General features: G+C 50.7%; 24 protein-coding genes and 2 pseudogenes. 17 read left to right on the forward strand and 9 right to left on the reverse strand.

Going from position 1 to position 19,044, the window contains the following annotated elements; translation table 11 throughout:
- The first annotated feature begins 244 nt into the window (after positions 1 to 244).
- The 5 genes from ACA075_RS10100 (at position 245) to ACA075_RS10120 (ending at position 4,371) form a co-directional block, all read left to right on the forward strand.
- Positions 245 to 484 carry a hypothetical protein gene (locus tag ACA075_RS10100; protein WP_497298330.1) on the forward strand — a complete coding sequence of 80 codons (240 nt, stop codon included), beginning with the start codon at positions 245 to 247 and terminating at the stop codon, positions 482 to 484.
- Positions 485 to 620: 136 nt separating this feature from the next.
- A complete protein-coding gene (locus ACA075_RS10105; RefSeq protein WP_497298331.1) occupies positions 621 to 1,046 on the forward strand; it encodes a DUF6957 family protein in 426 nt (141 codons plus the stop codon).
- Positions 1,039 to 1,410 (forward strand): hypothetical protein, encoded by a 372-nt coding sequence (locus tag ACA075_RS10110; protein ID WP_497298332.1) that lies wholly within the window; start codon positions 1,039 to 1,041, stop codon positions 1,408 to 1,410. Before ACA075_RS10105 ends, ACA075_RS10110 begins: the two co-directional genes overlap by 8 nt.
- Positions 1,411 to 1,743: 333 nt before the next feature.
- Positions 1,744 to 3,582 carry a hypothetical protein gene (locus ACA075_RS10115; RefSeq protein WP_497298333.1) on the forward strand — a complete coding sequence of 613 codons (1,839 nt, stop codon included), beginning with the start codon at positions 1,744 to 1,746 and terminating at the stop codon, positions 3,580 to 3,582.
- A gap of 90 nt (positions 3,583 to 3,672) precedes the next feature.
- Positions 3,673 to 4,371, forward strand: a complete 699-nt coding sequence (locus tag ACA075_RS10120; protein ID WP_497298334.1) for a hypothetical protein — start codon at positions 3,673 to 3,675, stop codon at positions 4,369 to 4,371.
- An 82-nt stretch (positions 4,372 to 4,453) separates the two neighbouring features.
- Here ACA075_RS10120 and ACA075_RS10125 read toward each other — a convergent pair whose 3' ends face one another.
- Entirely contained in the window at positions 4,454 to 4,873 is a 420-nt protein-coding gene (locus tag ACA075_RS10125) for a hypothetical protein (protein ID WP_497298335.1), read from the reverse strand.
- A 559-nt stretch (positions 4,874 to 5,432) separates the two neighbouring features.
- Between ACA075_RS10125 and ACA075_RS10130 the strand changes: the two genes are divergently transcribed.
- Both ACA075_RS10130 and ACA075_RS10135 read left to right on the forward strand, forming a co-directional pair.
- Positions 5,433 to 5,789, forward strand: coding sequence for a hypothetical protein (locus tag ACA075_RS10130; RefSeq protein ID WP_497298336.1), 357 nt, complete (start codon positions 5,433 to 5,435; stop codon positions 5,787 to 5,789).
- A 79-nt stretch (positions 5,790 to 5,868) separates the two neighbouring features.
- Positions 5,869 to 6,846 (forward strand): tetratricopeptide repeat protein, encoded by a 978-nt coding sequence (locus ACA075_RS10135; RefSeq protein ID WP_497298337.1) that lies wholly within the window; start codon positions 5,869 to 5,871, stop codon positions 6,844 to 6,846.
- A gap of 132 nt (positions 6,847 to 6,978) precedes the next feature.
- Here ACA075_RS10135 and ACA075_RS10140 read toward each other — a convergent pair whose 3' ends face one another.
- Entirely contained in the window at positions 6,979 to 7,746 is a 768-nt protein-coding gene (locus ACA075_RS10140; protein ID WP_497298338.1) for a hypothetical protein, read from the reverse strand.
- A 305-nt stretch (positions 7,747 to 8,051) separates the two neighbouring features.
- Here ACA075_RS10140 and ACA075_RS10145 point away from each other — a divergent pair, with 305 nt between their 5' ends.
- Entirely contained in the window at positions 8,052 to 8,378 is a 327-nt protein-coding gene (locus ACA075_RS10145; RefSeq protein WP_497298339.1) for a hypothetical protein, read from the forward strand.
- Between the two features lie 125 nt (positions 8,379 to 8,503).
- On the opposite strand, the gene ACA075_RS10150 is transcribed toward ACA075_RS10145, so the two are convergent.
- Both ACA075_RS10150 and ACA075_RS10155 read right to left on the reverse strand, forming a co-directional pair.
- A complete protein-coding gene (locus ACA075_RS10150; RefSeq protein WP_497299222.1) occupies positions 8,504 to 8,779 on the reverse strand; it encodes a bacteriocin immunity protein in 276 nt (91 codons plus the stop codon).
- Positions 8,780 to 8,885: 106 nt separating this feature from the next.
- Positions 8,886 to 9,096: pseudogene (locus tag ACA075_RS10155) on the reverse strand (hypothetical protein).
- Positions 9,097 to 9,145: 49 nt separating this feature from the next.
- On the opposite strand from ACA075_RS10155, the pseudogene ACA075_RS10160 reads away from it, so the two are divergent.
- From ACA075_RS10160 to ACA075_RS10170, 3 genes and pseudogenes are all read left to right on the forward strand, one after another.
- A pseudogene (locus ACA075_RS10160) lies at positions 9,146 to 9,340 on the forward strand (DUF4265 domain-containing protein); the annotation flags it as partial.
- 41 nt (positions 9,341 to 9,381) lie between these two features.
- On the forward strand, positions 9,382 to 9,723 hold the full coding sequence (locus ACA075_RS10165) for an immunity protein Imm33 domain-containing protein (protein ID WP_497298340.1): 342 nt from the start codon (positions 9,382 to 9,384) through the stop codon (positions 9,721 to 9,723).
- Between the two features lie 91 nt (positions 9,724 to 9,814).
- A complete protein-coding gene (locus tag ACA075_RS10170; protein WP_497298341.1) occupies positions 9,815 to 10,078 on the forward strand; it encodes a PAAR domain-containing protein in 264 nt (87 codons plus the stop codon).
- A 221-nt stretch (positions 10,079 to 10,299) separates the two neighbouring features.
- Here the strand turns inward: ACA075_RS10170 and ACA075_RS10175 are convergent, their stop codons facing one another.
- Positions 10,300 to 10,647 (reverse strand): hypothetical protein, encoded by a 348-nt coding sequence (locus ACA075_RS10175; protein WP_497298342.1) that lies wholly within the window; start codon positions 10,645 to 10,647, stop codon positions 10,300 to 10,302.
- A gap of 106 nt (positions 10,648 to 10,753) precedes the next feature.
- Here ACA075_RS10175 and ACA075_RS10180 point away from each other — a divergent pair, with 106 nt between their 5' ends.
- Genes ACA075_RS10180 through ACA075_RS10190 form a run of 3 tightly spaced genes read left to right on the forward strand, consistent with a single transcriptional unit; the run spans position 10,754 to position 14,138 of the window.
- Positions 10,754 to 12,325, forward strand: coding sequence for a recombinase family protein (locus tag ACA075_RS10180; RefSeq protein WP_497298343.1), 1,572 nt, complete (start codon positions 10,754 to 10,756; stop codon positions 12,323 to 12,325).
- A 29-nt stretch (positions 12,326 to 12,354) separates the two neighbouring features.
- Positions 12,355 to 13,233 (forward strand): ParB/RepB/Spo0J family partition protein, encoded by an 879-nt coding sequence (locus tag ACA075_RS10185; RefSeq protein WP_497299223.1) that lies wholly within the window; start codon positions 12,355 to 12,357, stop codon positions 13,231 to 13,233.
- Entirely contained in the window at positions 13,233 to 14,138 is a 906-nt protein-coding gene (locus ACA075_RS10190; protein WP_497298344.1) for a plasmid partitioning protein RepB C-terminal domain-containing protein, read from the forward strand. Before ACA075_RS10185 ends, ACA075_RS10190 begins: the two co-directional genes overlap by 1 nt.
- Before the next feature lie 588 nt (positions 14,139 to 14,726).
- On the opposite strand, the gene ACA075_RS10195 is transcribed toward ACA075_RS10190, so the two are convergent.
- On the reverse strand, positions 14,727 to 14,918 hold the full coding sequence (locus ACA075_RS10195) for an MbcA/ParS/Xre antitoxin family protein (RefSeq protein ID WP_497298345.1): 192 nt from the start codon (positions 14,916 to 14,918) through the stop codon (positions 14,727 to 14,729).
- Positions 14,919 to 14,957: 39 nt separating this feature from the next.
- The gene (locus ACA075_RS10200) at positions 14,958 to 15,476 is read right to left on the reverse strand and encodes a hypothetical protein (RefSeq protein WP_497298346.1); all 519 of its coding nucleotides are present in this window, start codon (positions 15,474 to 15,476) and stop codon (positions 14,958 to 14,960) included.
- 121 nt (positions 15,477 to 15,597) lie between these two features.
- Between ACA075_RS10200 and ACA075_RS10205 the strand changes: the two genes are divergently transcribed.
- A complete protein-coding gene (locus ACA075_RS10205; protein ID WP_497298347.1) occupies positions 15,598 to 15,906 on the forward strand; it encodes a helix-turn-helix domain-containing protein in 309 nt (102 codons plus the stop codon).
- Positions 15,907 to 16,420: 514 nt separating this feature from the next.
- Here the strand turns inward: ACA075_RS10205 and ACA075_RS10210 are convergent.
- Both ACA075_RS10210 and ACA075_RS10215 read right to left on the reverse strand, forming a co-directional pair.
- Positions 16,421 to 16,786 carry a helix-turn-helix domain-containing protein gene (locus tag ACA075_RS10210; RefSeq protein ID WP_497299224.1) on the reverse strand — a complete coding sequence of 122 codons (366 nt, stop codon included), beginning with the start codon at positions 16,784 to 16,786 and terminating at the stop codon, positions 16,421 to 16,423.
- Positions 16,787 to 17,578: 792 nt separating this feature from the next.
- On the reverse strand, positions 17,579 to 17,743 hold the full coding sequence (locus ACA075_RS10215) for a hypothetical protein (protein WP_497298348.1): 165 nt from the start codon (positions 17,741 to 17,743) through the stop codon (positions 17,579 to 17,581).
- Between the two features lie 287 nt (positions 17,744 to 18,030).
- On the opposite strand from ACA075_RS10215, the gene ACA075_RS10220 reads away from it, so the two are divergent.
- Positions 18,031 to 18,315, forward strand: coding sequence for a hypothetical protein (locus tag ACA075_RS10220; protein WP_497298349.1), 285 nt, complete (start codon positions 18,031 to 18,033; stop codon positions 18,313 to 18,315).
- Between the two features lie 92 nt (positions 18,316 to 18,407).
- Positions 18,408 to 18,923: a helix-turn-helix transcriptional regulator gene (locus ACA075_RS10225; RefSeq protein ID WP_497298350.1), complete on the forward strand. Its 516-nt coding sequence runs from the start codon at positions 18,408 to 18,410 to the stop codon at positions 18,921 to 18,923.
- Positions 18,924 to 19,044 lie beyond the last annotated feature (121 nt).

A 19,044-nucleotide genomic window follows, 5' to 3' on the forward strand; every position in this document is an offset into this window, starting at 1 on the left:
CGAGTGGATCATTCGGTTAGTTTGCGGCTTCAGACTCTGCGAGAGCTCAGTCCCGCCCCTGTGTTCGCTCTTTCAATTTAGCTGTAAATCGAGATCAGGCCATTGATCAAGCTTCATGTGCTCTCAGATCTGCATAACGAGTTTTCGTCCTATCAACCCATATCCAATGCCTTTGACGTGGTGATTTTGGGTGGGGACATCCATTCCTGCAGAGGTCGCTCTGGCGATGGAAAAGGATTTCGGTATGCCCATTACCGCGTTTTTGATCGCAGCCGTCGACAGTCCACCCGTATTGATGGGAACGATCTATGGCGACAGCACGGGGCTGTTTCGGGAGGGCGCGAGTATGCGGACGTCCTGGGTAACGAACGTCACCTTCGTTGACGGTTATTCATTGTTTCAAACCATGGCAGGCAGTTGCTACGTAGTGGTCAGTTGGGCGCCTGGCGGCGGCAACATCTACATGAACCGCATTTATCACTGAGCGATCTACGGATAAGGATACGCGGCGCGAAAAAGGCTTTCGGGGTATCCAGGTATCGACGGGGATCGGGAAAATGATTCCTGTTCTGGTACTCGCGGGAATAACAGGTTAAAGCGAGATTATGAATACAAGCGTTATGGATACAGACCTGTTAGGCGATCTGCTGTTTGGGCCAGCACAACCCCTAGGGGGGTCAACGCTTGGCGACAATGAGTTGGTCGAGCTGGCCGCTGATACATTCGGAGACAAGCCTTTTTGCATCGTCCGAGGTTGGATGTTGATGGATGTCATGCTCTCAGACTCTCAAGATCGTGAAATTAAAGCACAGGGCCTTGAGGCAACGCTCTTATATGCCCAAGCAGCGATATTCGACAGCCAGAGTAGACACGAGCTTGGCGACAGCATCCTCAGCGACTTTCAACGTGTTTTTGATGGCTGCATTTTTGAAAGCAAACATACGATCTTCATCTTGGCCGGCCGAGGCGCGCGCAAGCATGTGAGCTTGCCCGCTGTTGAGGCAATAGCCGCTGCCATAAAGCGAGTAGAGAAAACCTATGGTTGAAAATCTGTTGCCGATCTTGCGCGATCGCTATCCGGAGTTTTTTTCAAGCGCGCCTCTTCGCGAAATCGCGTGTTTGCCTGGCTGGTTGAATCTGATCGATGAGCTGTGTGGCTCGCTGAAAACTCACATGGATGCTCACCCTGAGCTGCCGCCGATTCAGGTACGTCAGGTCAAGGAAAAGTTCGGGGGGTTGCGGTTTTACTATTCTGGTGGTGATACGGCGTGCCGTGAGTTTGTCACTTGCTCAGAAGAGAGATCGATGTCGATCTGCGAGGTTTGCGGGCAAGCTGGGACTTTGGGAGGCGAGCGTTGGCTCAGTGTACGATGCGTCGATCATCTCAATTGGTCTCCCTCAGGAGGCTGAAAAAGCTAAATGGATGCAAGCTGATATGTATTTGCTGGGATTCATCGTCGGCAGTCGGATCGGAAGCCCCTGCTAGCGGTTAGCTCCTTTGTGCAGGTGTGCTCAAGCTATGTGCTTCGCAAGTAAGAGAGTGAGATTGTGAAAAAACGACGGCGCCGACTTGATCGTGCTTGTTTCACCGCTATGCTTCCATGTGCAGTCAGTTTTTTAAAGTGAATATTCTAGAGCGCATGCTTAATCGCAAAGGCTATGGATGTCTGATCAGGAGGCATTGAGACCTGATGTAGTCGATACCCATACATTTAATTTCCAGTAGTTTCAACTGGAGTGGGTATGAGACGAATTATTTTAATGGCGACGTGCTTGTGCGTTATTAGCAACGTAAGTGCTGCGATAGAGTGGAAGGTCGCACATCCGTTTCGCCTAATTGATTACAGAAGCGGAGGGCCAGAATTCAGTATAAAAAAAGGTAAAACTGCATTTGAGTTCGTGGTAGAACGATTCGGCCAGCGCGGTCGCGCAGTCCATCCGCCTATTTACAATCTAAGAGTAAAAAGAAACCTAGACTCAAGTTTTAATTTTTCCGCTGAATACATGTTTCCGCGCGAGGAAAATGTAATTGCTCGGTTGTCTAACCCTCCCGATGGTGATTGTAAGTGGGTATATCAGGGTGGCAGTGCAATAACTGATTGCAGTGAAGAATTCGGCTTCACTGCGATAACACAGTTTGGCACGGGTGATGCCCTTCTTTCCGTTAGTTCGCTGTCTACCGGTTACAAGGACGAGGCCTTGGTTGTTGTTCGTGATCGCTTGGTTCTAGGGCTTGGGGACTCGTTCGCATCAGGGGAGGGTAATCCGGATATTCCAACTGTTGTTAATCGGAGTGGCCTTGAATCGCTCTACGAAAACAATAAGCATGCATTTAGCTCCGGTCGTTGGATGCTATTCACGCACTATTGGGTTGCTGAAAAGGCGGAATGGTTTGATCGGCAGTGCCATAGGTCGATGCTCAGTCAACAAGTATTAGCGGCGCTTCGGCTTGCAGGGGATGATGAGCATGCTAGTGTGACTTTGATGCCATTGGCTTGCTCAGGGGCGGAAGTATTAGATGGTGTACTTACTCCTCAATTGAATCCGCCGGGAGGAGGAGAAAAAGTTATTGATTCTCAAATTAATATGGCTGTCGCTGGGCTATGTAGGGGTGGCGTATTAAAATCTGAAAGTATGACGTTTTATCGCGGACACACTGGTTCAGAAAAAATGTTTAAAACCGTTGCGCCGATAAAAAAGTGTGTGGGTCAGGTTCGAGTGCCAGATGCAATACTACTAAGTGTTGGTGGAAATGACGTAGCGTTCGCTCCGTCCATCGCATGGGCAACTATTCCGGGAGGGAGTAGAAATTTTGCTGGCGCAAGAGCAGTTAATATTACGAACAACAGTATAGATCCAGTATGTCCTAAGGAAACTGACCAATTAATCTGCGAGAAAAATAAACCTGTTGGAAGGGATAGGATTAAATATTGGTTGCCAACTTACTATAATTATCTGCAGCGGCAGCTTGTTTCATCTGGGCTGGTAGTGGAAGGGGAGCGAAACGTTTATCTAACCGCGTATCCAAATCCTACCTACCTTGAAGACGGTAAGACGCTTTGCGGCATAGACAGGAGCGCCGATGTCGTTGAGCAAGCGAGGTACAGTATTCCAGTATTCTTCAATCCTAAAGTATGGCAATTGCGTATTACCAAAGATGAGATGAAGGTTGTGAATGACGGGTTGATAGATCCGCTTTATTTAAAAATGAAGGACAGTTCGCAGAAGTATGGATGGGCATTTATCGATGGATACCTTGACACTATAAAATTTCACGGGATTTGTGCGGGGTTTGAGCGCAAAGATTTCTACAATAGCGACATTAAATCTCAACAAGTCCCGTTGTACCCCCATGTGGTTAATGGTAAGTGGTACCCGCTGGCTCCATGGGATGATTGGGCATATGACAGTTCAAAGACGCGCTGGTTTAGAAATACGAATGACTCGGTGCTGTACCAAAATGATGATACGGCTTCCATAATGAATGGTGCGTTCCACCCCGACTTTAGAGTGCATGCCACTATGGCCGATTCTATATATGAATCTGTGAGTGCAGCGTGGCGTTTGCGAGAGATAAAGTAGGAAGGTAAAAAGCTAAGTTTAGTGTTAGGTCGAAGGTTGTTTGGAATGTTCGAAAATTATTTTTTCGTTTAGAAGTACACTGGAGGCGACATGAAAAAGCTATTATTTGGTATCGCATTATTAACATCGGGTTGCGCTACTTCTGACGCGTACCTTGATATTCAAGGCGCCGCGTGGCGTAAAACTGAAGCGTTCTCTGCTACCCAGTTTGCAATAGGGGTTATTGAGACGTCCGGCCGCAATCGATTCGATCCAAAGGGGACGATAAAAGTTGTGGATTTCCCGGTTGTAGCACAAACAACTTATTACTCGGATGAAACTGCTAGGGCGGCAATTCAGGCGGAGGGCAAATTCAAACCTGGAGTTGTAGATGTTGGTGCCAATATAGAGTCAGAAGTTGAAAGACGTCAGAAATCGAGATATGTAATATTTAGGACGCTTGATCCGTTTAAATTGGTGGCTAAGATGAATGCGCCTGAAAATTTGGAGTCTTTGACATTGCTCAAGGGTCAAAAAAATCCTGTTATAGTTACGGGTACAGCTGTCTCATTCGACAATGAGCTGTACAAGAAGGTCGATTCTGGGGTGAAAGCCAACGCTTCGATAAGTTCGGGTGCTGCTTCCCCTCAGTTTAAATTAGGCGGGGACTACAGCACTGAGGTCAAAGCAAGCTTTAGTGATGGTACCGTTTTTGCATATGAGTATTCTGCTATTGAATGGGATAACAGTTCCTCAGTAGCAAAAGTCAAGAGCTTGTCAATTGATAGGCCTATGAATCCTTGGTACTGAGGATCTTAAATGTTGAGGCAAGGATGCTTCTAGCGCTGACATAGAGTTAGACGCGCAATGGGCTCGGGGTAGCGTAGTGCACCTAGCCACCAAGGGGACAGGGGACGCGATGAGCTGCCAAGTGCTGCATGTCACGATTCCAGCCCCTCAGAAAACGACGCCAGTCGTGGGCATAGCTTCCCTGCGGGAAACGCTCTGAGAGCGCATTCGCCGCTTCGAATCTCATGCGCCAGAGCTTCGGGATGTGCTGATCCTGGACGATTAGGAAATGGTGGCCATCGGAGCTAACGTAGGGCGTTTCCGGCACGGTATCCCTTAGCTCTTCAATCGTCATAGGCTGTGCGTCCCCAATAGGTTGCTCGATATCTTGCTGATCAAGCGCTTTAAGGATGCCTAGCTGAAGTTTGGCCCGTTCATCACCCGGTCTCAAGTCCTCCAATGCCCACAAAGCCATCCGCCTCGCGCGCTCACGTTGCCACAAAGTCTTCAATTCATCGGTCATCAATGTTCCTCTCGCGATCCCTTAGGTGGCAACTTCGGGGTAGTGGGGAAGAATTCACATGATCTATCGATCGCTTCCCTGTACGGCCGTTGTGTTTCAACCGGCGGATCAATTCTACGCGGGAAAGCGTTAAATTCTGAATGGCCTCGACTGCTTGTTCAGCATCAGCAACGAGCCTGGCGAAATTGATTGACCGGCGTGTCAACAAAAAATATTTTTTCAATCGACCCCTTGAAAAAAAATTTGTGCGACGGATCTTTATATTTGAGGACAACAAAAAAGCAGCGATCTTGGCGCCACACTTTCCGCCGATCCCGCTGAGAAAACGGTGTTGGTTTTTGCTTTTTGCAGTGCTTCTGCTTCTGGCCTTTTCTTGCGATTTATCCTGCTGGCGCTGATGTGTGACTGCTCTAATGGGCATAGCAAAATCGCCACTGCGCGGCGTAAGCCGCTGCTTTCCAGTTTGATTTCATATAACGATCCGATTTTTTAAAAAATACTCATGTCGGACAACTTCTTCGCGGGGGGTAGGTCGGGCGCTGGCGATGTTGGAGTCTTGATGGAGAGTGAGCATGAATCGAATGTGTGGAAAATGGTGCAGCAGACATGCGACGCCGCTACGTTCCTGAGACTGATTGAAGAGGCACTCGATTGCTTCAAGAGGTCGCCGGGGCTTGATCACGTGGTGCGGCTGCAAGCGTCCGACATCGGATCGTCGACTGTTCAGGTGTTGCGGGATGTGTTGCGGCGGCGTGGATTGAACGCTGGTGCCTCTGTTGACGCTTCAGACTACGTCGAGTTGAGGTCTCGTCTAAAAGCGCATCTGGGTTACCAGTTGCAGTGGCATCTCGTGAAAATGGGCATTGCATCGGACGAGATGAAAGAGGATCACCTCGGCAGAGATTTGGGGCTGTAGTCTGTGGGTATGGGGCAACCATCCGGGGACGAGGATTGATTGTCCTGCAGAATGATTTTTCCAGGGAAGAGGTGGTTTGATGGGATTCTTCGATTGGCTTTTCAACAAGCAGAAAACCGCTCGACCACAAGTGACCTCTCCTAAGGGGAATACGGTTGATGTGGATGATTTCTTACTTTTGGTCAGCTCGATTGGTTACTACGGTCGGTATTCACTCTCGAAATCAAAAAAGTGGGCAATCTCCTGGAGGGATTCTGCACCCGGAGCTAACGGAGGCGGGAGTCGGGAAAATGGGTTAGGGGAGTTTCTTCTGACAGACCTCGAACGCGACGTGGTCGCCTTTCAAGGACGGAGGCCACGGCCGAACAATGGCGCAGTTGCCGACAATGGATCGTTCAGTCTTGAGGACTGGCATTTTGGAAATACTCTGTCAGGTACGTTCAACGTATTCCACGCAGATGGACGCTCTATCATCACCAAGGAGTTGACGGCCAACATTCTGGAGAGTGGTATCTCCAAGAATGGACGGCTTGCGTTCTGCATCACGGCGAACAGCAGCACCGAAGACGGTCACAAACTCTTCCTGTTCGACCTCAGTGTAGGTCTGGAGCTTTTTTCGGTTACGCCCCAGCGTTTTCGCGTTGACGGATACACGTTTGATGAGAAGAAGATCGAGCTGATCGCAAAAATCTCGGGAGGCGGAGAATACCGTTACGGAGCTGCTGGAGGAATCATTGACGCGGAGAAAGTCGACGATGCATACCTGCATTCGTCCGACTATAGCGCGATCATTCTGACCGCTCAGAAGCTGCTTGCTGAGCAGACTTTGTCGTCGGGAAAAGCCTGTGAAGTGTTGGTAGCCGTCATCCGCGCTCGGGCGCTCGGGGCTGACACCAACCCCGCCTGGAGGCCCGCAGCGTTGAAGGTACAAGGATTGGCCCACGAGTTACAGGGCGAATACCGTGAGGCCATCGCCCTGTACGAAGAGGCGCTTTCTTTGAACCCAAAAATCGGAGTGAAACGTAAGCTCGACTCTCTGAGAAAGAAGCTCGATTAATCAAGAGATCTCGTTTTGAGGACAAAAGGGCCCTTCAGGGGCCCATTTTGTTGTGTCTGTAAATCGTATTCGCAACGCAACCAGCCCAAGGATGGGGGCTTGTCAACATGAAGGTACTCTTTGCTATTCCAATTAGCGTGAAGCTTTTCGCCGCGCCATGAACTCTATGAGTTCCTTAACAACTTTATCTGCCTCCTGATCACTCCCCAAATCTGCCGCTCGGATTCGTCGAACCTCCACGCCTTCATACGTTAATGGTATTAGACGTTTATCGGCTTCCGCTGGAAGCTCGCGGTGATAGGTGTCACCGTCGACTTCGACTACGAAGGTCAGACCTTTGTAGATAACGACAAAATCAGGTTCAATTCGATTGTAGGTCTTACCAATGCGAACAAAGACGGGGAGTGGTGCAACAGCAAGCTGTGCTCGTGTTAGTGCTGTGAATAGCGTAATTTCAGCTTTCGACCTGAACAGAAGCCCTAGGTGTTGCTGTGATGCAATATTGTCACTTCTTACCCGTCCTTGGTTTGTTACGCCTTCACCTTTGACGAAGCGAATCGCTTCCTCTCGCCATCCCTCAGCAGCTGGTGAAACCTGTGGCGAGATCCTTACAGCGGCCAACGTGTCACCGGGCTTCGAAGAGAAGAAGGGCGAAACTACAGCGCCAATAATCGCCTGAGTTGCTTTTCGTTCTTCATCCGACATTGCGTAGAAGAGTTGAATCGGCAGGGCAATATTCAAATGCCAATAATCCACTCCAAAGTCTGAGTTTGCCATGTCAAGCTTGCATTCTCCAGCGGCTGCTACGGTGATGGCGCGTGCTTCGCCGCGCGATTTCAATGCTTCGACCGCAGAAGCTACAAGATCTTCCACGTCAAATGGTGCACAACTCTGTTCCATGTTGGCCCTCGTGAGCCTCAGCGGCTCAGATGAATATTAGCTAGTCCAGCAAATAATAGGTCTGATTGAAATGTATGCTTAGGCAGGTAGCCGATTTGTACACTGGCGCTACAGAGCTTGATAGGTGACCTGCTGCTACCCCGCATGCAGATCTTCGGGTAACAGCAACTGTTTTGCCAGGATCTTGATATCGTGATAATGGCTCGCCACGAGCTGCAGAGATAGCTGTAGGCTATTAGGTCTTGTAATGTCGGCTTTACGTGCTGAATACCCTGCCTCCATTTTATAACGACGAGAAATCCTAAATGATCACAGAACTGAGTGAGGAGGAAATGCGCCAAGCACTATTCGGCTCCTCAAATCAACCCATATCAGAGGTACCACCAAAACAACTTGAGCCAGAGGCTCTCGCCAAGCAGCCTAGTCCAAAGCCCCGCTCGGTTGCTAAGCCGTTCTCGCCGAAGCTTAGGGTAGTGCTACACGTTACAAAGGAGTTCGAAGGCGACGTAGAAGTGTTCATTTATGAGGCAAACACGTTGAGCACACTTGTCGCGGAACAAGAGGCGAAGAATGAGGCTAAGAAGAAAAAATTCAGGTACTTCGACGTGGTGTCAATCAGACCTATTCTTTAGCCAAATTTTCATGGGCGCTCAACAGCCGTCCAGCAGCTATCTAGCACTAATCTGACGTCGGTTTGGCTGCTTGAGGCGGCAGTGTAGCTGGTTTTCGTAGGTATCCATTCAGAATGTGGGCGGATTCACTCTCCCTTGAAGTCCGGTAAACCCTGAGTCTTGCGCCATTGCCTCACTATCTGTGTAACACCCTCAGGGGAGTTATCTGCGTCATCTTCCGGGTAGTAGATCAAGTCTGATCCGGCAGGGTGTTGGCTGATTTTTTTGAAGTGCAATAGAAGCAAATCAGCACGTTTATCTGTTTCCGAATCTTCGTCTTCTTTGGCGAGTTCTTTTAGCAGCTCGATGAACTCGGCTTCGGTGTACTCCGAAAAGCTATTTTTCAGGGGGCTGTCTGTCATCGCAGTCATCTCCGGTGAGCTTTGGATTATCACGTTGACCACCACGGCTTGATAAATCGTGCCTAGCGTAGTCACGCTGAGATGGCCTGATGAGTTGTAGCGCGGTTCACTCTGTTGTCATAAGTACCGCAAGCGTCATCTTGATGAACTCCTCGTTCTTGCTGATTGTGCCCAAAGCGCCACGGACGTTGCCGGCAATCTCCGCTGATCCGCGCTGCTCAATGCCACAGCGTCAGCTCCATAATAGCGGCTTCGAGGGCAAGCTGGTTTTGATTGATTTTGAGCAGTAGGGAAGGGAGTAGATCTGAATTTGATATTGCGATTCCTCGGTGGATGAGGACGGCGTAGCAGCATGAGATTAGATAAATTGGACAGACGCTGGATGGTGTTTTCAAGGGCAGTCTCTTGCTCGCCGTTCCTGTAAGTAACGGGATGGACAAGATCAACGCGTTTTTTAATCGGTTCTGCGATAGCGCCGGGGTTCAATGGTACTACGCGAACATCTATCAAAATCTGGATGATGATGACGAGACGCTTTTGGATTATTGGCTCGAAGACTGAAGCAACTGAACCATCAATCGAATTGGCATCCACGGGCTGCTGTGAACGAAGTTGATTTGGTTTTTCCGGATGCGATGCAAAAGATCATCTATGAAAAGTATGAGATGACTGTGCTTCCCCCTGAGGAAATAGTCGCCATTACGGTACAGACGCTTGGTCAAGCTCCAATCTACGGCAGCAGAGTCGAGCTGTCGGAAGGGGAAAATGTCAGCTGGTTCATTCACTGCGGCAAGCATTCAGCAACGATTGATTTTTACCAGCCGGTTTGCGTTCATCATTTGAGTGAAATGCTACCGACAGTCATGAATTATCTATGCCTGCCAACAGGCTCGAAATTCATCATCGATACCTATGGATACGAAGACGTTTGGATGGCTGAGTAACATTGAAAAAGGGGGGACTCTTGGTTTTCAGGTGCTCGCCCAACTTCAGATCGGTGCGGCCAACCAGCTCTCTACTTAACGGAGTGACAACATGAAAGACGCAATTCGCTTGGGCGACTCCACCACGCATGGCGGCAAGGTACTCGAAGCTTTCTCCCAAACCAACCTCAACGGCAAACCGATTGCAGGTGTCGGTCACAAGGTAAGCTGCCCATTGTGCAAAGGGGTTTTCCCGATTGCCGAGGGCAGCAGCATCTACACCGTTGATGGAACCCCCATCGCTTTGGACGGGATGAAAACCGCCTGCGGGGCAGCACTGATTGCCAGCGGCCCTAAAGGCGCCGTTATCAGCTGAATCTCTGACTTATATTTGGCTTTCTTGCTCCCGAGCGCAGCTTTCAGTCGTGCCCTTGGTGGGGAGCATGTGCCTTCGTCTATTGCAGACGGGGAAAACATTGCCGGTGAAGATGCCTGTCTGCAGCACACTCATATTACGCCGTCTCGTCTATTTGGACTGGATCGACGAGTCGGCCCAGGTGATTGGCGCGGTCAACACCATCAGCAACGTCGACGGCGTTAGGTCTGTGTTCGGCTCATGCATGAATCGATTCCATCTATGGCCATCTGAAGTTTTTGTCTGAGTAGAGGCAGTTCAGAAGTGGTCAATGCATTAGGCCTTTCTGCCATGCCAAGGAAGGCAGCAAGAGCAAAATCGGAGTGCTTAATCAAAGCCACCAAGTGCTCACCTCGTGGGCCGTTGCTCCCTGCCATCCAGTTTTTCACTGTCCTTTCGTCTGCATTTGTCCAGCGCATCAATGTCTTGGTCGCCTGATGCGTTTCTCCAAGCTCCCTATGCAGGGCATTGGCGATCTCAGCGGCGTACTGTTTTTGTGCCAGAAAAGAATTGCCCGTTTTAGTGAACATTTTTCGCTCCCCGGTCTTCTACCTTCTTAAGGGCTATTTCGAAGAAACGCAGTGACTGTTCGCGGCCTGTGACGTGTTACGTCGACCGTGGATCAGGACGAGGGTAATGCCAGTGCGGACGCTTATTGGTGAGGGTGTGGATCACATTGAATCGACTGTAGCCTTGGCTGCCGCATACGTCCGTATGTCTACGGAGCATCAGCAGTACTCGACTGAAAATCAGCTGGACACCATTCGGCTGTACGCGGTCACGCACAGCTTGGAGATTATCAAGGTTTATACGGACGCCGGAAAAAGCGGCCTGCGTCTGGAAGGACGTGATGCACTCAAACAGCTTTTTTCCGATGTCGAGACTGGTTTTGCGCAGTACTCCACGGTGCTGGTCTATGACGTGAGCCGTTGGGGGCGGTTCCAGGATCCTGATGTCAGCGCAAGCTATGAGGTTCGATGTCGCCAAGCGGGCGTTTCCGTCCAATATTGCGCAGAACAATTCACCAACGATGGCTCCCCCGTCTCGAATATCGTCAAAAGCGTTAAGCGCATGATGGCTGGTGAATACAGTCGAGAGTTGTCGGTGAAGGTCTTTGCTGGGCAATCTCGATTGATCGAGATGGGCTATCGCCAGGGAGGGCCGGCGGGTTTTGGGCTTAGACGTCAATTGGTGGATGCAACCGGACAACCCAAAAATGAATTGAGTCTGGGCGAGCATAAAAGTATTCAGACAGACAGGGTCATCCTGATACCTGGCCCTGCAAGTGAAATCGCGACAGTGCAGCACATTTACCAGTTGTTCGTGGAAGAGGGCAGGAGCGAACGCGAAATAGCTGATTGGCTCAACACTCAGGGCGTACTTAATGACCGATCCGCATTGTGGTCGCGAGGTGCGGTTCACCAGGTACTGATCAATGAAAAATACATTGGCAACAACGTCTGGAACCACAGTTCCTTTAAGTTGAAGCAGACGCGCAAGCGCAACCGTCCAGAGGAGTGGGTGAGGGCCGACGGAGTCTTTCAGCCAATAGTCAGCGTGATCCTTTTTCAAGCCGCTCAGGCAATCATCCAGACGCGTTCCTACCGCATGCCTGACGACGAGATGCTTAACGTGCTGAAGGTGATCTACAAAAACAGAGGCTATCTGTCGGGGCTGGTGATTGATGAGTCCGAAGGATGTCCTTCCAGCAGCGCCTACCAACACCGCTTTGGAAGCCTCCTTCGCTGTTACTCGTTGATTGGGTACACCCCTGAACGGGACTACCAGTACATCGAGGCCAACAGACGTCTTCGGCAGATGCACCCGACGTTGCTCGGTCAGACGACTGACAAAATTGCCGAGGTCGGCGGTCACGTACTGATCGACCCCACAACAGACCTGATGCTGGTGAATCAGGAATTGACCGTTTCACTCGTGCTGTGTCGCTGCCAGGTATCGTTGGTCGGCTATAGGCGTTGGAAAATTCGATTCGACTTGGGCCTGAACCCAGACATAACCGTCGCTGTGCGTATGAAAGAGCAGGAAGAAGCCGCGCTGGACTATTACATTTTGCCAACGGTAGAAATGGAAACACCCCAACTGCGCCTAGCGGAGAGCAACCAGTCCAATCTCGAAATTTACAGGTTCGACTCTTTGGATATTCTTGCAGAGCTGTCACGGCGCTCTACTTATCGGAGGGTGGCATGACGGCGATTCAAACTCATCGCAAGGCCCTGATGCACGTGGCTGAGGAATCGCTCATCCGGCTGATTCCGCTAGACAACATTCGAGTACTCAACCCCCGAATGCGAAATCGGCAGGTGTTCGCGAAGCTGGTCGAAAACATTTCGGCTTTGGGGTTGAAGCGTCCCATTACGGTCACTCCTACAGCCACAGGTACTGAGACCTTTGAAATCGTCTGCGGACAGGGCCGTTTTGAGGCATACCAGGCATTAGGCGAGAAGAAGATCCCCTGCATCGTTGTGAGTGCCAGCGAAGCTGATCGTTACCTCATCAGCCTGGTCGAGAATCTGGCACGCCGGAAACACTCGAATCGGGAGCTCTTGCTATCAATCCAGATCCTGTCCGAGCGAGGTTACACCCCTCGCCAGATCGCCAGTAAAACTTGCCTCGATGTGACCTACATAAACGGAATTCTCCTGCTTTTACGACAGGGTGAGGAACGGCTGATCGCCGCTGTAGAAAAGGGTTGGGTCTCCATTTCGTTAGCAACCGAGATCGCGCGTTCCGATGACGGTGAAGTCCAGCATGCGATGATGGAAGCGTATGAAACCGGTGTGCTCAAGGGCGAGCAACTGATGAAGGTTCGACGCTTGGTCGACAGGCGAAAAACGCTCGGTAAGCGCTACGGTCAGCAACCCCATACCGACAAACTGACGACCCCGCAAAAGCTTTTGAATGTGTATCAAGCGGAAGTCCGTCGTCAGAAAGTGATGATCAAAAAAGCGGACATAAACGAACAACGCCTACTTATTATCATCACGGCCATGCGCAAATTGCTGGCAGATGAGTACTTCGTTACGTTGCTGCGTACCGAGGAAATCTCCGACATGCCCAAACCGCTGGCAGACAGGATATTTGGGGAGGCGCCGTGATGGCCGAGGTCAAGCAGGCTTTCGAGCAACGGATCATCGCTGTCCCACTTGAGCGAATTCTCCCAACCCGCAAGGTCGAGAAGGTCATCCGGGGCAGTAAGAAATACGCTAGCATCCTGAGCTCTATCAAAGAGCTCGGCATCATCGAACCGTTGGCTGTTCACCCCAAGGCCGTTGTAACAGGCGGGGTGTCGATGTACATGCTTTTGGACGGGCACCTTCGCCTTGAAGCGCTGAAAGCGTTAGGGGGCACCGAGGCTCTTTGCCTGATCTCGACTGATGACGAAGGATTTACCTACAACCGGCAGATCAATCGGCTGACACCCATCCAAGAACATAAAATGATTATTGCGGCCTTGAAGAAAGGGATCGAGGCCACGCGCATTGCCCAGGTGCTCGGCATCAACGTCGATCGAATTCATGAGCGGGAGAACCTGCTAAACGGTATCGCACCGGAAGTGGTGGAGATGCTCAAGGTTCGAATGGTCGCGCAGGATGTGTTCCGTGCACTCAGGCAGATGAAACCCATTCGGCAAATAGAGACCGTCGAAATGATGATCTCGGCAAATTGTTTTACGCAAAATTATGCACGGATGGTGTTGGCCGCGACCCGCCCAGAGATGCTGATTGAGAAGAAGAAAAAACAAGGCACAGATGTCAGCTCGGTCGACATCGCTCGTATGGAGCGTGAGATGGAAAACCTGCAGCATGATTACAAGCAGGTCGAAGACACGCTGGGTGAAACCATGCTGGTTTTAGTCGTCGCAAAAGGGTATCTCTCACGCCTGCTCCGGGATGAAGCCATTTCGGCTTATCTGAAGCGTCACTACGCGGAGCTGCTTGAGGAATTGCAATCCATTATGGATGCGGTCACCTCAGATGCCCGTCATCTTGAGCGGGAGTGACGTAAGGAATACCAATCAGCATCCGCATGTTGATATTCAATTGGAGCGACGCGTTTTAGAAATACGAAAGACGACGTCTTTTCGACTTATCGACCACTCCTGAGCCTTTACTTGCATTCTCTGTTTGGAGCTCTCGTTTTTGGATGAAATTGAGGCGGCAGTTTGGTCGCTGGTCCAGGAGCATTGCGAGCCTGACGACCTCCGTATTTTGGTGAGTAGTGCGCTGGATAACTTCAGGTGTAAACCCGGATTGGATCCCCGGTACGCTGCACGCATCGAGCATCGGCACGCAGGCGACGCAGATGCTGTGGGCGCTACTGCACAGCAGAACGTGGGTACTCAGTTCCCAAGAGGATGCGTCACGATTTGTTAGTTTGCGCCAGGGACTGAGAGTTCATCTGCTGCGCGCAATACAATCCAGACTGCTGCAGGATGGGTTCGCGGATGGCGCCGTCAAAGAGGACTTTCTGGGCTGGGAGCTTGGGTTGTGAGGGACAGACTTGATGCCACCTTCTTCCCCCTGACAGACCTCACGCAGCCTGAGAAATGAATGCAGTGGCGCCTGTCCGAGAGTGCCACGAAGCCCTGTTAGCCAACATATCCCTGATCGATTCTATCGAGCGCGTCCCTAACCTGCGCATAGCCGGCCGCACTTAGAGCTAGCTCGAACGCTGAGCTGCCACCGAAAGCTGTCTTGGGTTCATTCAACCAAGCTTCAGCCTTTGCTTTGTTGCCAAATACCGCCTCTGCCTGGTGTTGAACCAACTCGATGTAATTCATTTTCTGCTCTCGGGAGACTTCACCGACTTTCGTTCGGTATCAGTTGGCGGTCGACGTTGATGCTGGGGCCTTGGCACAATATTCGCGAAACACCTTGATGCCCCGCGTGATGATCAATATTGGCTTAATCATGTAGCGGTAGCTGACGAACAAATTGAGCGCGAGCCAGCCCAACTGATAGGTCGATCCGTGAAAGCTTCGGTGGTTGGGGCTGGCTTCCCAGAATCCGTAGGCGACGAAGATGGTAAAGATCGCGACCATCAGAGGAAAGATGCCAAGTCGACCCAGGGAAACAGCAATGAAAGGGATGGTGACAACTGAACGAACAGGTTCTCCTGCAACTTGAATGGCCCAGATTCTGTTGACCTTGTCTTTGCCCAGTTGCGCCGTCACTCGAACCCGATCCCCCGCCTTCACATGGGCGTCCAGCACATCCGGGATTTCGATCGGTTCGAGTTTCTTACCGTCAATTTTCCAAAAGTGGTAGCTCACCATGTCGCCGCCGAACCCTCGCGATTTTTCGTCGAGCCGGCCGTCTACGATCTGCATTTCCTTCATCTTGAGTCCCTGTCCGTGCGGTTGAAGTGATGGCAAAAGGATATTTCTGCGGAATACTAAGGAATACTTAGTATGTCGTCAAAGCGAATCTAAGACTCTCTTGTCTTTTGCGGCAAGAGAAATGACAACGATAAGCAAGCGCCTCAAAGAGGCACGCAAAGCGAGAGGTTTTTCTCAGGAGCGACTTGGTATAGAAGCCGGAATTGAACCAGCCTCAGCCTCCGCGAGATTAAATCAGTATGAGAAGGGGGTTCATCAACCAGGGGAGAGCATCGTGCAGCAGATTGCTGCCGTCCTGAATTACCCAGCGGCGTACTTTTATTGTGAGGACGACGATGAGGCGCACCTGCTGCAGTGCTTTCATTGCCTGAAAAAAGATGATCGAAAGCTGGTGGTCGATTTGGCTGAGAGTCTTGCTTTCAACCACTGAGGTTGGGTCGGAGATAAGTTCTGAATTGGCGTTACCTCCAGACGCGGACGCAAGCAAATTGCCTTACTTTTTGTCTGACATTCCCCGCTAGAGAAGACCTATTTGAGGTCGTGGTGCTCTCAATCGAGGCAGCGTTTCCTTCAACGCTTAAGAAGATCTGGCGCTGCTTTGTGCCAACTGCCACCGTATCGCTCACTCGAATGAGTTGTTGCACGGCATCGTTGCACTGAAAGAATACGTTCAAGAAATGAGCGCTGCAGGTCGATGATCCTTTGATTTTCAAAACGCTTCACGAGTGTCCGTGAGGACAGGAGCTTTTATCGTCTCGGGTCATACTGTGTCTGCGCGGATGAATCTGAAGTGCTTTGGGCCCGCTGCGATTGCAGGCCCATGAAATTCACTGCAAACGGCTCCTTACCTCCTGCTCGGGTAACCATTGGCGTGAGATAGAGGGCAAGGCCCAATCACGCCAGACCATGAGGCTTGCCCTAAACAAGCGGATGGTGAACGCGCCTCAATCGGCTCCCTTGGAGATGGGAGAGGGAGGTAGCGCAGCAGTATCTGTGGGGATACTAAACCCTGCTTTGCTTTTCCTGGCAGCTGCGGCGTTAAGTTCTATAGGACTAAGGTGAGCCAGGCTTATTTTAAGACCGAATTTCTTGAATACAGCGTCCAAGGTCGCAAGAGTTGGATTGCCACTATCGACCTCAAGCTGCGACAGAGTCCGCTTTGAAATTTTGCAGGCGATTGCGAACCTTTCTTGGTTTACGCCCAGAAGATTTTCACGCAGTTGCTTGGTGGCGCCTCCGAGCGACAATTTTCCCTGGGCTACCTCCTCGGCCACTGCTTGAATGTAGGCCTTACGCTCTTCTAGAGTCATCTCTTTCACGTCAACCCTCATTTGTTCAGCGTATCCAGGCTGAGCGGAATGCTTTCGCTTGGCGCATTATAATGCACTGAAACATCCTGAGTACCTGGTTGTGGCGCATTAAAATGCGCTGAACGAATGCACGTGATCTTCTCAGTGCTTATAAAAATGAACGGCTTACCAGTAGGCACCTATCCACGCTCTAGGTTGCTGATGACGTTGGAGTAGGCTGTCCCGGAGCTTGAGATCATGTTGGATCTGGTGTCTGGTGTCCTTAGAGGTCGTAAATGTTTCGGACGATTACTTGGTTCGTCGCCAGCCTGGAGGCGACAGGTTGGCTGCTTTTCTGAAGATACCAATGAAGAGGGCCTTCAAAAAATATCTGGGCGGGTAGCAGTACCTCAGCGAGTAGCTAACGGCTGCGTGAGGACACAACAGTTGAAAGGCAACGTATCTATACCAGCGCCTAGACCACGTAGTTTGAATCAAATCGTTAAAATCTCGCTCAGTCCTCAAGTCTTTTGAGAGAGAGCTGGGACAAGGTCAGGACGCCATTGAAGCCTATGAGGAGGAAGCCGCTCTGAACCCTAAGATAGGAATCAAGCGATGCCTGGATGCTCTAAAGAAGAGGATTTTATGAGAGTGGTCTTCAGTGGGAGGATAGCAATTCTAAAAGCGCCTGAATGGAAACGGGCGGCTACTAGCGCCGCCCTACGGCGTATTGCTACCAAATTAGTGAGGAATCATCCTGCGAAAGGTTTCTAGTTCTCACCTTGAAAGCTGATGGAAGCCACGAGCAGCATCTCAGTCGTGCGATGGTGGGCCATAAATGTGCACCAGAGCGCCGAGCGCCACAGTACTTGCCAAAATGGCCATGAATAAAGGCAGTTGAGCCGCCTGCGGCCCTTCAACCAAGGCATAGACCAAAAAGGCTATCAATACTGTCAACGCTACCGCAATTTTACCCATGTCCAATGTCCTGAGGGGTTACTACCAAGGTTGAGGTGCTACTACGCGTCCGAGTCTAATTGAACAATGTGACCATTTTGTACTTCGAGAATAATAAAATCCTTACAGACCTGACTTTCCTTATGCATTAGCACGAACGAAGCTTCGGGCAGGGCAATATGGATCCAATGCTATCATATTGCCTTCATAGGGCCGTTAGGTCTGCTGGCGCTTGCGCGAAGGCTACTTTTTTGGCAGAGTTGTCACTTGACAACTTATGGGCACCTTTCCATACTGGAGATAAGCTGATGGGGCGTACTAAGCACCCGAAGAAGGACATCGAAGAGGCCTTGAAGCACGCAGAATCTCAGGGTTGGGTTGTGAAGGAAGGTGGTGCTCATGCTTGGGGTAAGATCTACTGCCCCTTCAACGACAACGAATGCCGTTGCGGTGAGTTCTGCATCGCATCAGTGTGGAGCACGCCTCGAAGCTCGACCAACCATGCTTCTCAGCTCTGCCGAGTCGTTGATAACTGCGCCCGGCAACGAGAAAAGCTAGAGGCTGAAAAAGAGCAAGCCCAGCAAGCCCAGTAAGTCGTAAGCGTCACGTAAGTCACGTAAGTCACGTAAGCCCAGAGATCTTGCATCATAAGTCGCGAGATCCCGTAAGAGACGGAGTAATAGAGATGGAATTTACCTTCACTCTCAAGTACCAGTTGCCAACCAACGATACCGATACTGATGCTCTAATTGAGAGATTGGCAGAGGAGGGTTGTGACGATGCATTGGTGGGCGTAGGCCAGCCTGGGCGCCTCGGTCTCGAATTTATCCGCGTAGCTTCCACTGCAAGAGAAGCAATGGAGACGGCTCTGGCAGATGTCCGTCGTGCGGTGCCAGGAGCAAAGTTAATAGAAGCGACTCCCGATCTTGTAGGCCTTACGGATGTGGCTGAAGTCATGGGAGTTACTCGACAAAACATGCGTAAATTGATGACTAACTATCCGAGCTTCCCTTTGCCAGTGCATGAAGGAAGCTCCGCCATTTGGCATCTAGCCGAGGTGCTTGGTTGGATGGAGAATAGAGGAACCTATCAAGTGCCTCGCGTTACCTTAGATGTGGCACGGGTGGCTATGCATGTGAACATCAAGAAAGAAAATGATCGTGTGGCGAATGATCCATCCATCCACGCCATGGCTTACTGAGCCGGATGCTGAGTAACACTTGCTGATCTAGAGCGAGCTTAGGGGAGTGGCGACTCTGATTCATTTTCGGCATTGCAGCTGTATAGGCCATCCTAAGCGATAGTCGCGACACCCTAGCCAT

Source organism: Pseudomonas sp. LBUM1663, assembly GCF_059695905.1.

Excerpts from the sequence above, each read along its gene's own strand:
- ACA075_RS10100 (WP_497298330.1), top strand. The coding sequence starts at position 245 with ATGCCCATTACCGCGTTTTTGATCGCAGCCGTCGACAGTCCACCCGTA.
- ACA075_RS10105 (WP_497298331.1), top strand. The coding sequence starts at position 621 with ATGGATACAGACCTGTTAGGCGATCTGCTGTTTGGGCCAGCACAACCC.
- ACA075_RS10110 (WP_497298332.1), top strand. The coding sequence starts at position 1,039 with ATGGTTGAAAATCTGTTGCCGATCTTGCGCGATCGCTATCCGGAGTTT.
- ACA075_RS10115 (WP_497298333.1), top strand. The coding sequence starts at position 1,744 with ATGAGACGAATTATTTTAATGGCGACGTGCTTGTGCGTTATTAGCAAC.
- ACA075_RS10120 (WP_497298334.1), top strand. The coding sequence starts at position 3,673 with ATGAAAAAGCTATTATTTGGTATCGCATTATTAACATCGGGTTGCGCT.
- ACA075_RS10125 (WP_497298335.1), bottom strand. The coding sequence starts at position 4,873 with ATGACCGATGAATTGAAGACTTTGTGGCAACGTGAGCGCGCGAGGCGG.
- ACA075_RS10130 (WP_497298336.1), top strand. The coding sequence starts at position 5,433 with ATGGAGAGTGAGCATGAATCGAATGTGTGGAAAATGGTGCAGCAGACA.
- ACA075_RS10135 (WP_497298337.1), top strand. The coding sequence starts at position 5,869 with ATGGGATTCTTCGATTGGCTTTTCAACAAGCAGAAAACCGCTCGACCA.
- ACA075_RS10140 (WP_497298338.1), bottom strand. The coding sequence starts at position 7,746 with ATGGAACAGAGTTGTGCACCATTTGACGTGGAAGATCTTGTAGCTTCT.
- ACA075_RS10145 (WP_497298339.1), top strand. The coding sequence starts at position 8,052 with ATGATCACAGAACTGAGTGAGGAGGAAATGCGCCAAGCACTATTCGGC.
- ACA075_RS10150 (WP_497299222.1), bottom strand. The coding sequence starts at position 8,779 with ATGACAGACAGCCCCCTGAAAAATAGCTTTTCGGAGTACACCGAAGCC.
- ACA075_RS10170 (WP_497298341.1), top strand. The coding sequence starts at position 9,815 with ATGAAAGACGCAATTCGCTTGGGCGACTCCACCACGCATGGCGGCAAG.
- ACA075_RS10175 (WP_497298342.1), bottom strand. The coding sequence starts at position 10,647 with ATGTTCACTAAAACGGGCAATTCTTTTCTGGCACAAAAACAGTACGCC.
- ACA075_RS10180 (WP_497298343.1), top strand. The coding sequence starts at position 10,754 with ATGCCAGTGCGGACGCTTATTGGTGAGGGTGTGGATCACATTGAATCG.
- ACA075_RS10185 (WP_497299223.1), top strand. The coding sequence starts at position 12,355 with ATGCACGTGGCTGAGGAATCGCTCATCCGGCTGATTCCGCTAGACAAC.
- ACA075_RS10190 (WP_497298344.1), top strand. The coding sequence starts at position 13,233 with ATGGCCGAGGTCAAGCAGGCTTTCGAGCAACGGATCATCGCTGTCCCA.
- ACA075_RS10195 (WP_497298345.1), bottom strand. The coding sequence starts at position 14,918 with ATGAATTACATCGAGTTGGTTCAACACCAGGCAGAGGCGGTATTTGGC.
- ACA075_RS10200 (WP_497298346.1), bottom strand. The coding sequence starts at position 15,476 with ATGAAGGAAATGCAGATCGTAGACGGCCGGCTCGACGAAAAATCGCGA.
- ACA075_RS10205 (WP_497298347.1), top strand. The coding sequence starts at position 15,598 with ATGACAACGATAAGCAAGCGCCTCAAAGAGGCACGCAAAGCGAGAGGT.
- ACA075_RS10210 (WP_497299224.1), bottom strand. The coding sequence starts at position 16,786 with ATGACTCTAGAAGAGCGTAAGGCCTACATTCAAGCAGTGGCCGAGGAG.
- ACA075_RS10215 (WP_497298348.1), bottom strand. The coding sequence starts at position 17,743 with ATGGGTAAAATTGCGGTAGCGTTGACAGTATTGATAGCCTTTTTGGTC.
- ACA075_RS10220 (WP_497298349.1), top strand. The coding sequence starts at position 18,031 with ATGGGGCGTACTAAGCACCCGAAGAAGGACATCGAAGAGGCCTTGAAG.
- ACA075_RS10225 (WP_497298350.1), top strand. The coding sequence starts at position 18,408 with ATGGAATTTACCTTCACTCTCAAGTACCAGTTGCCAACCAACGATACC.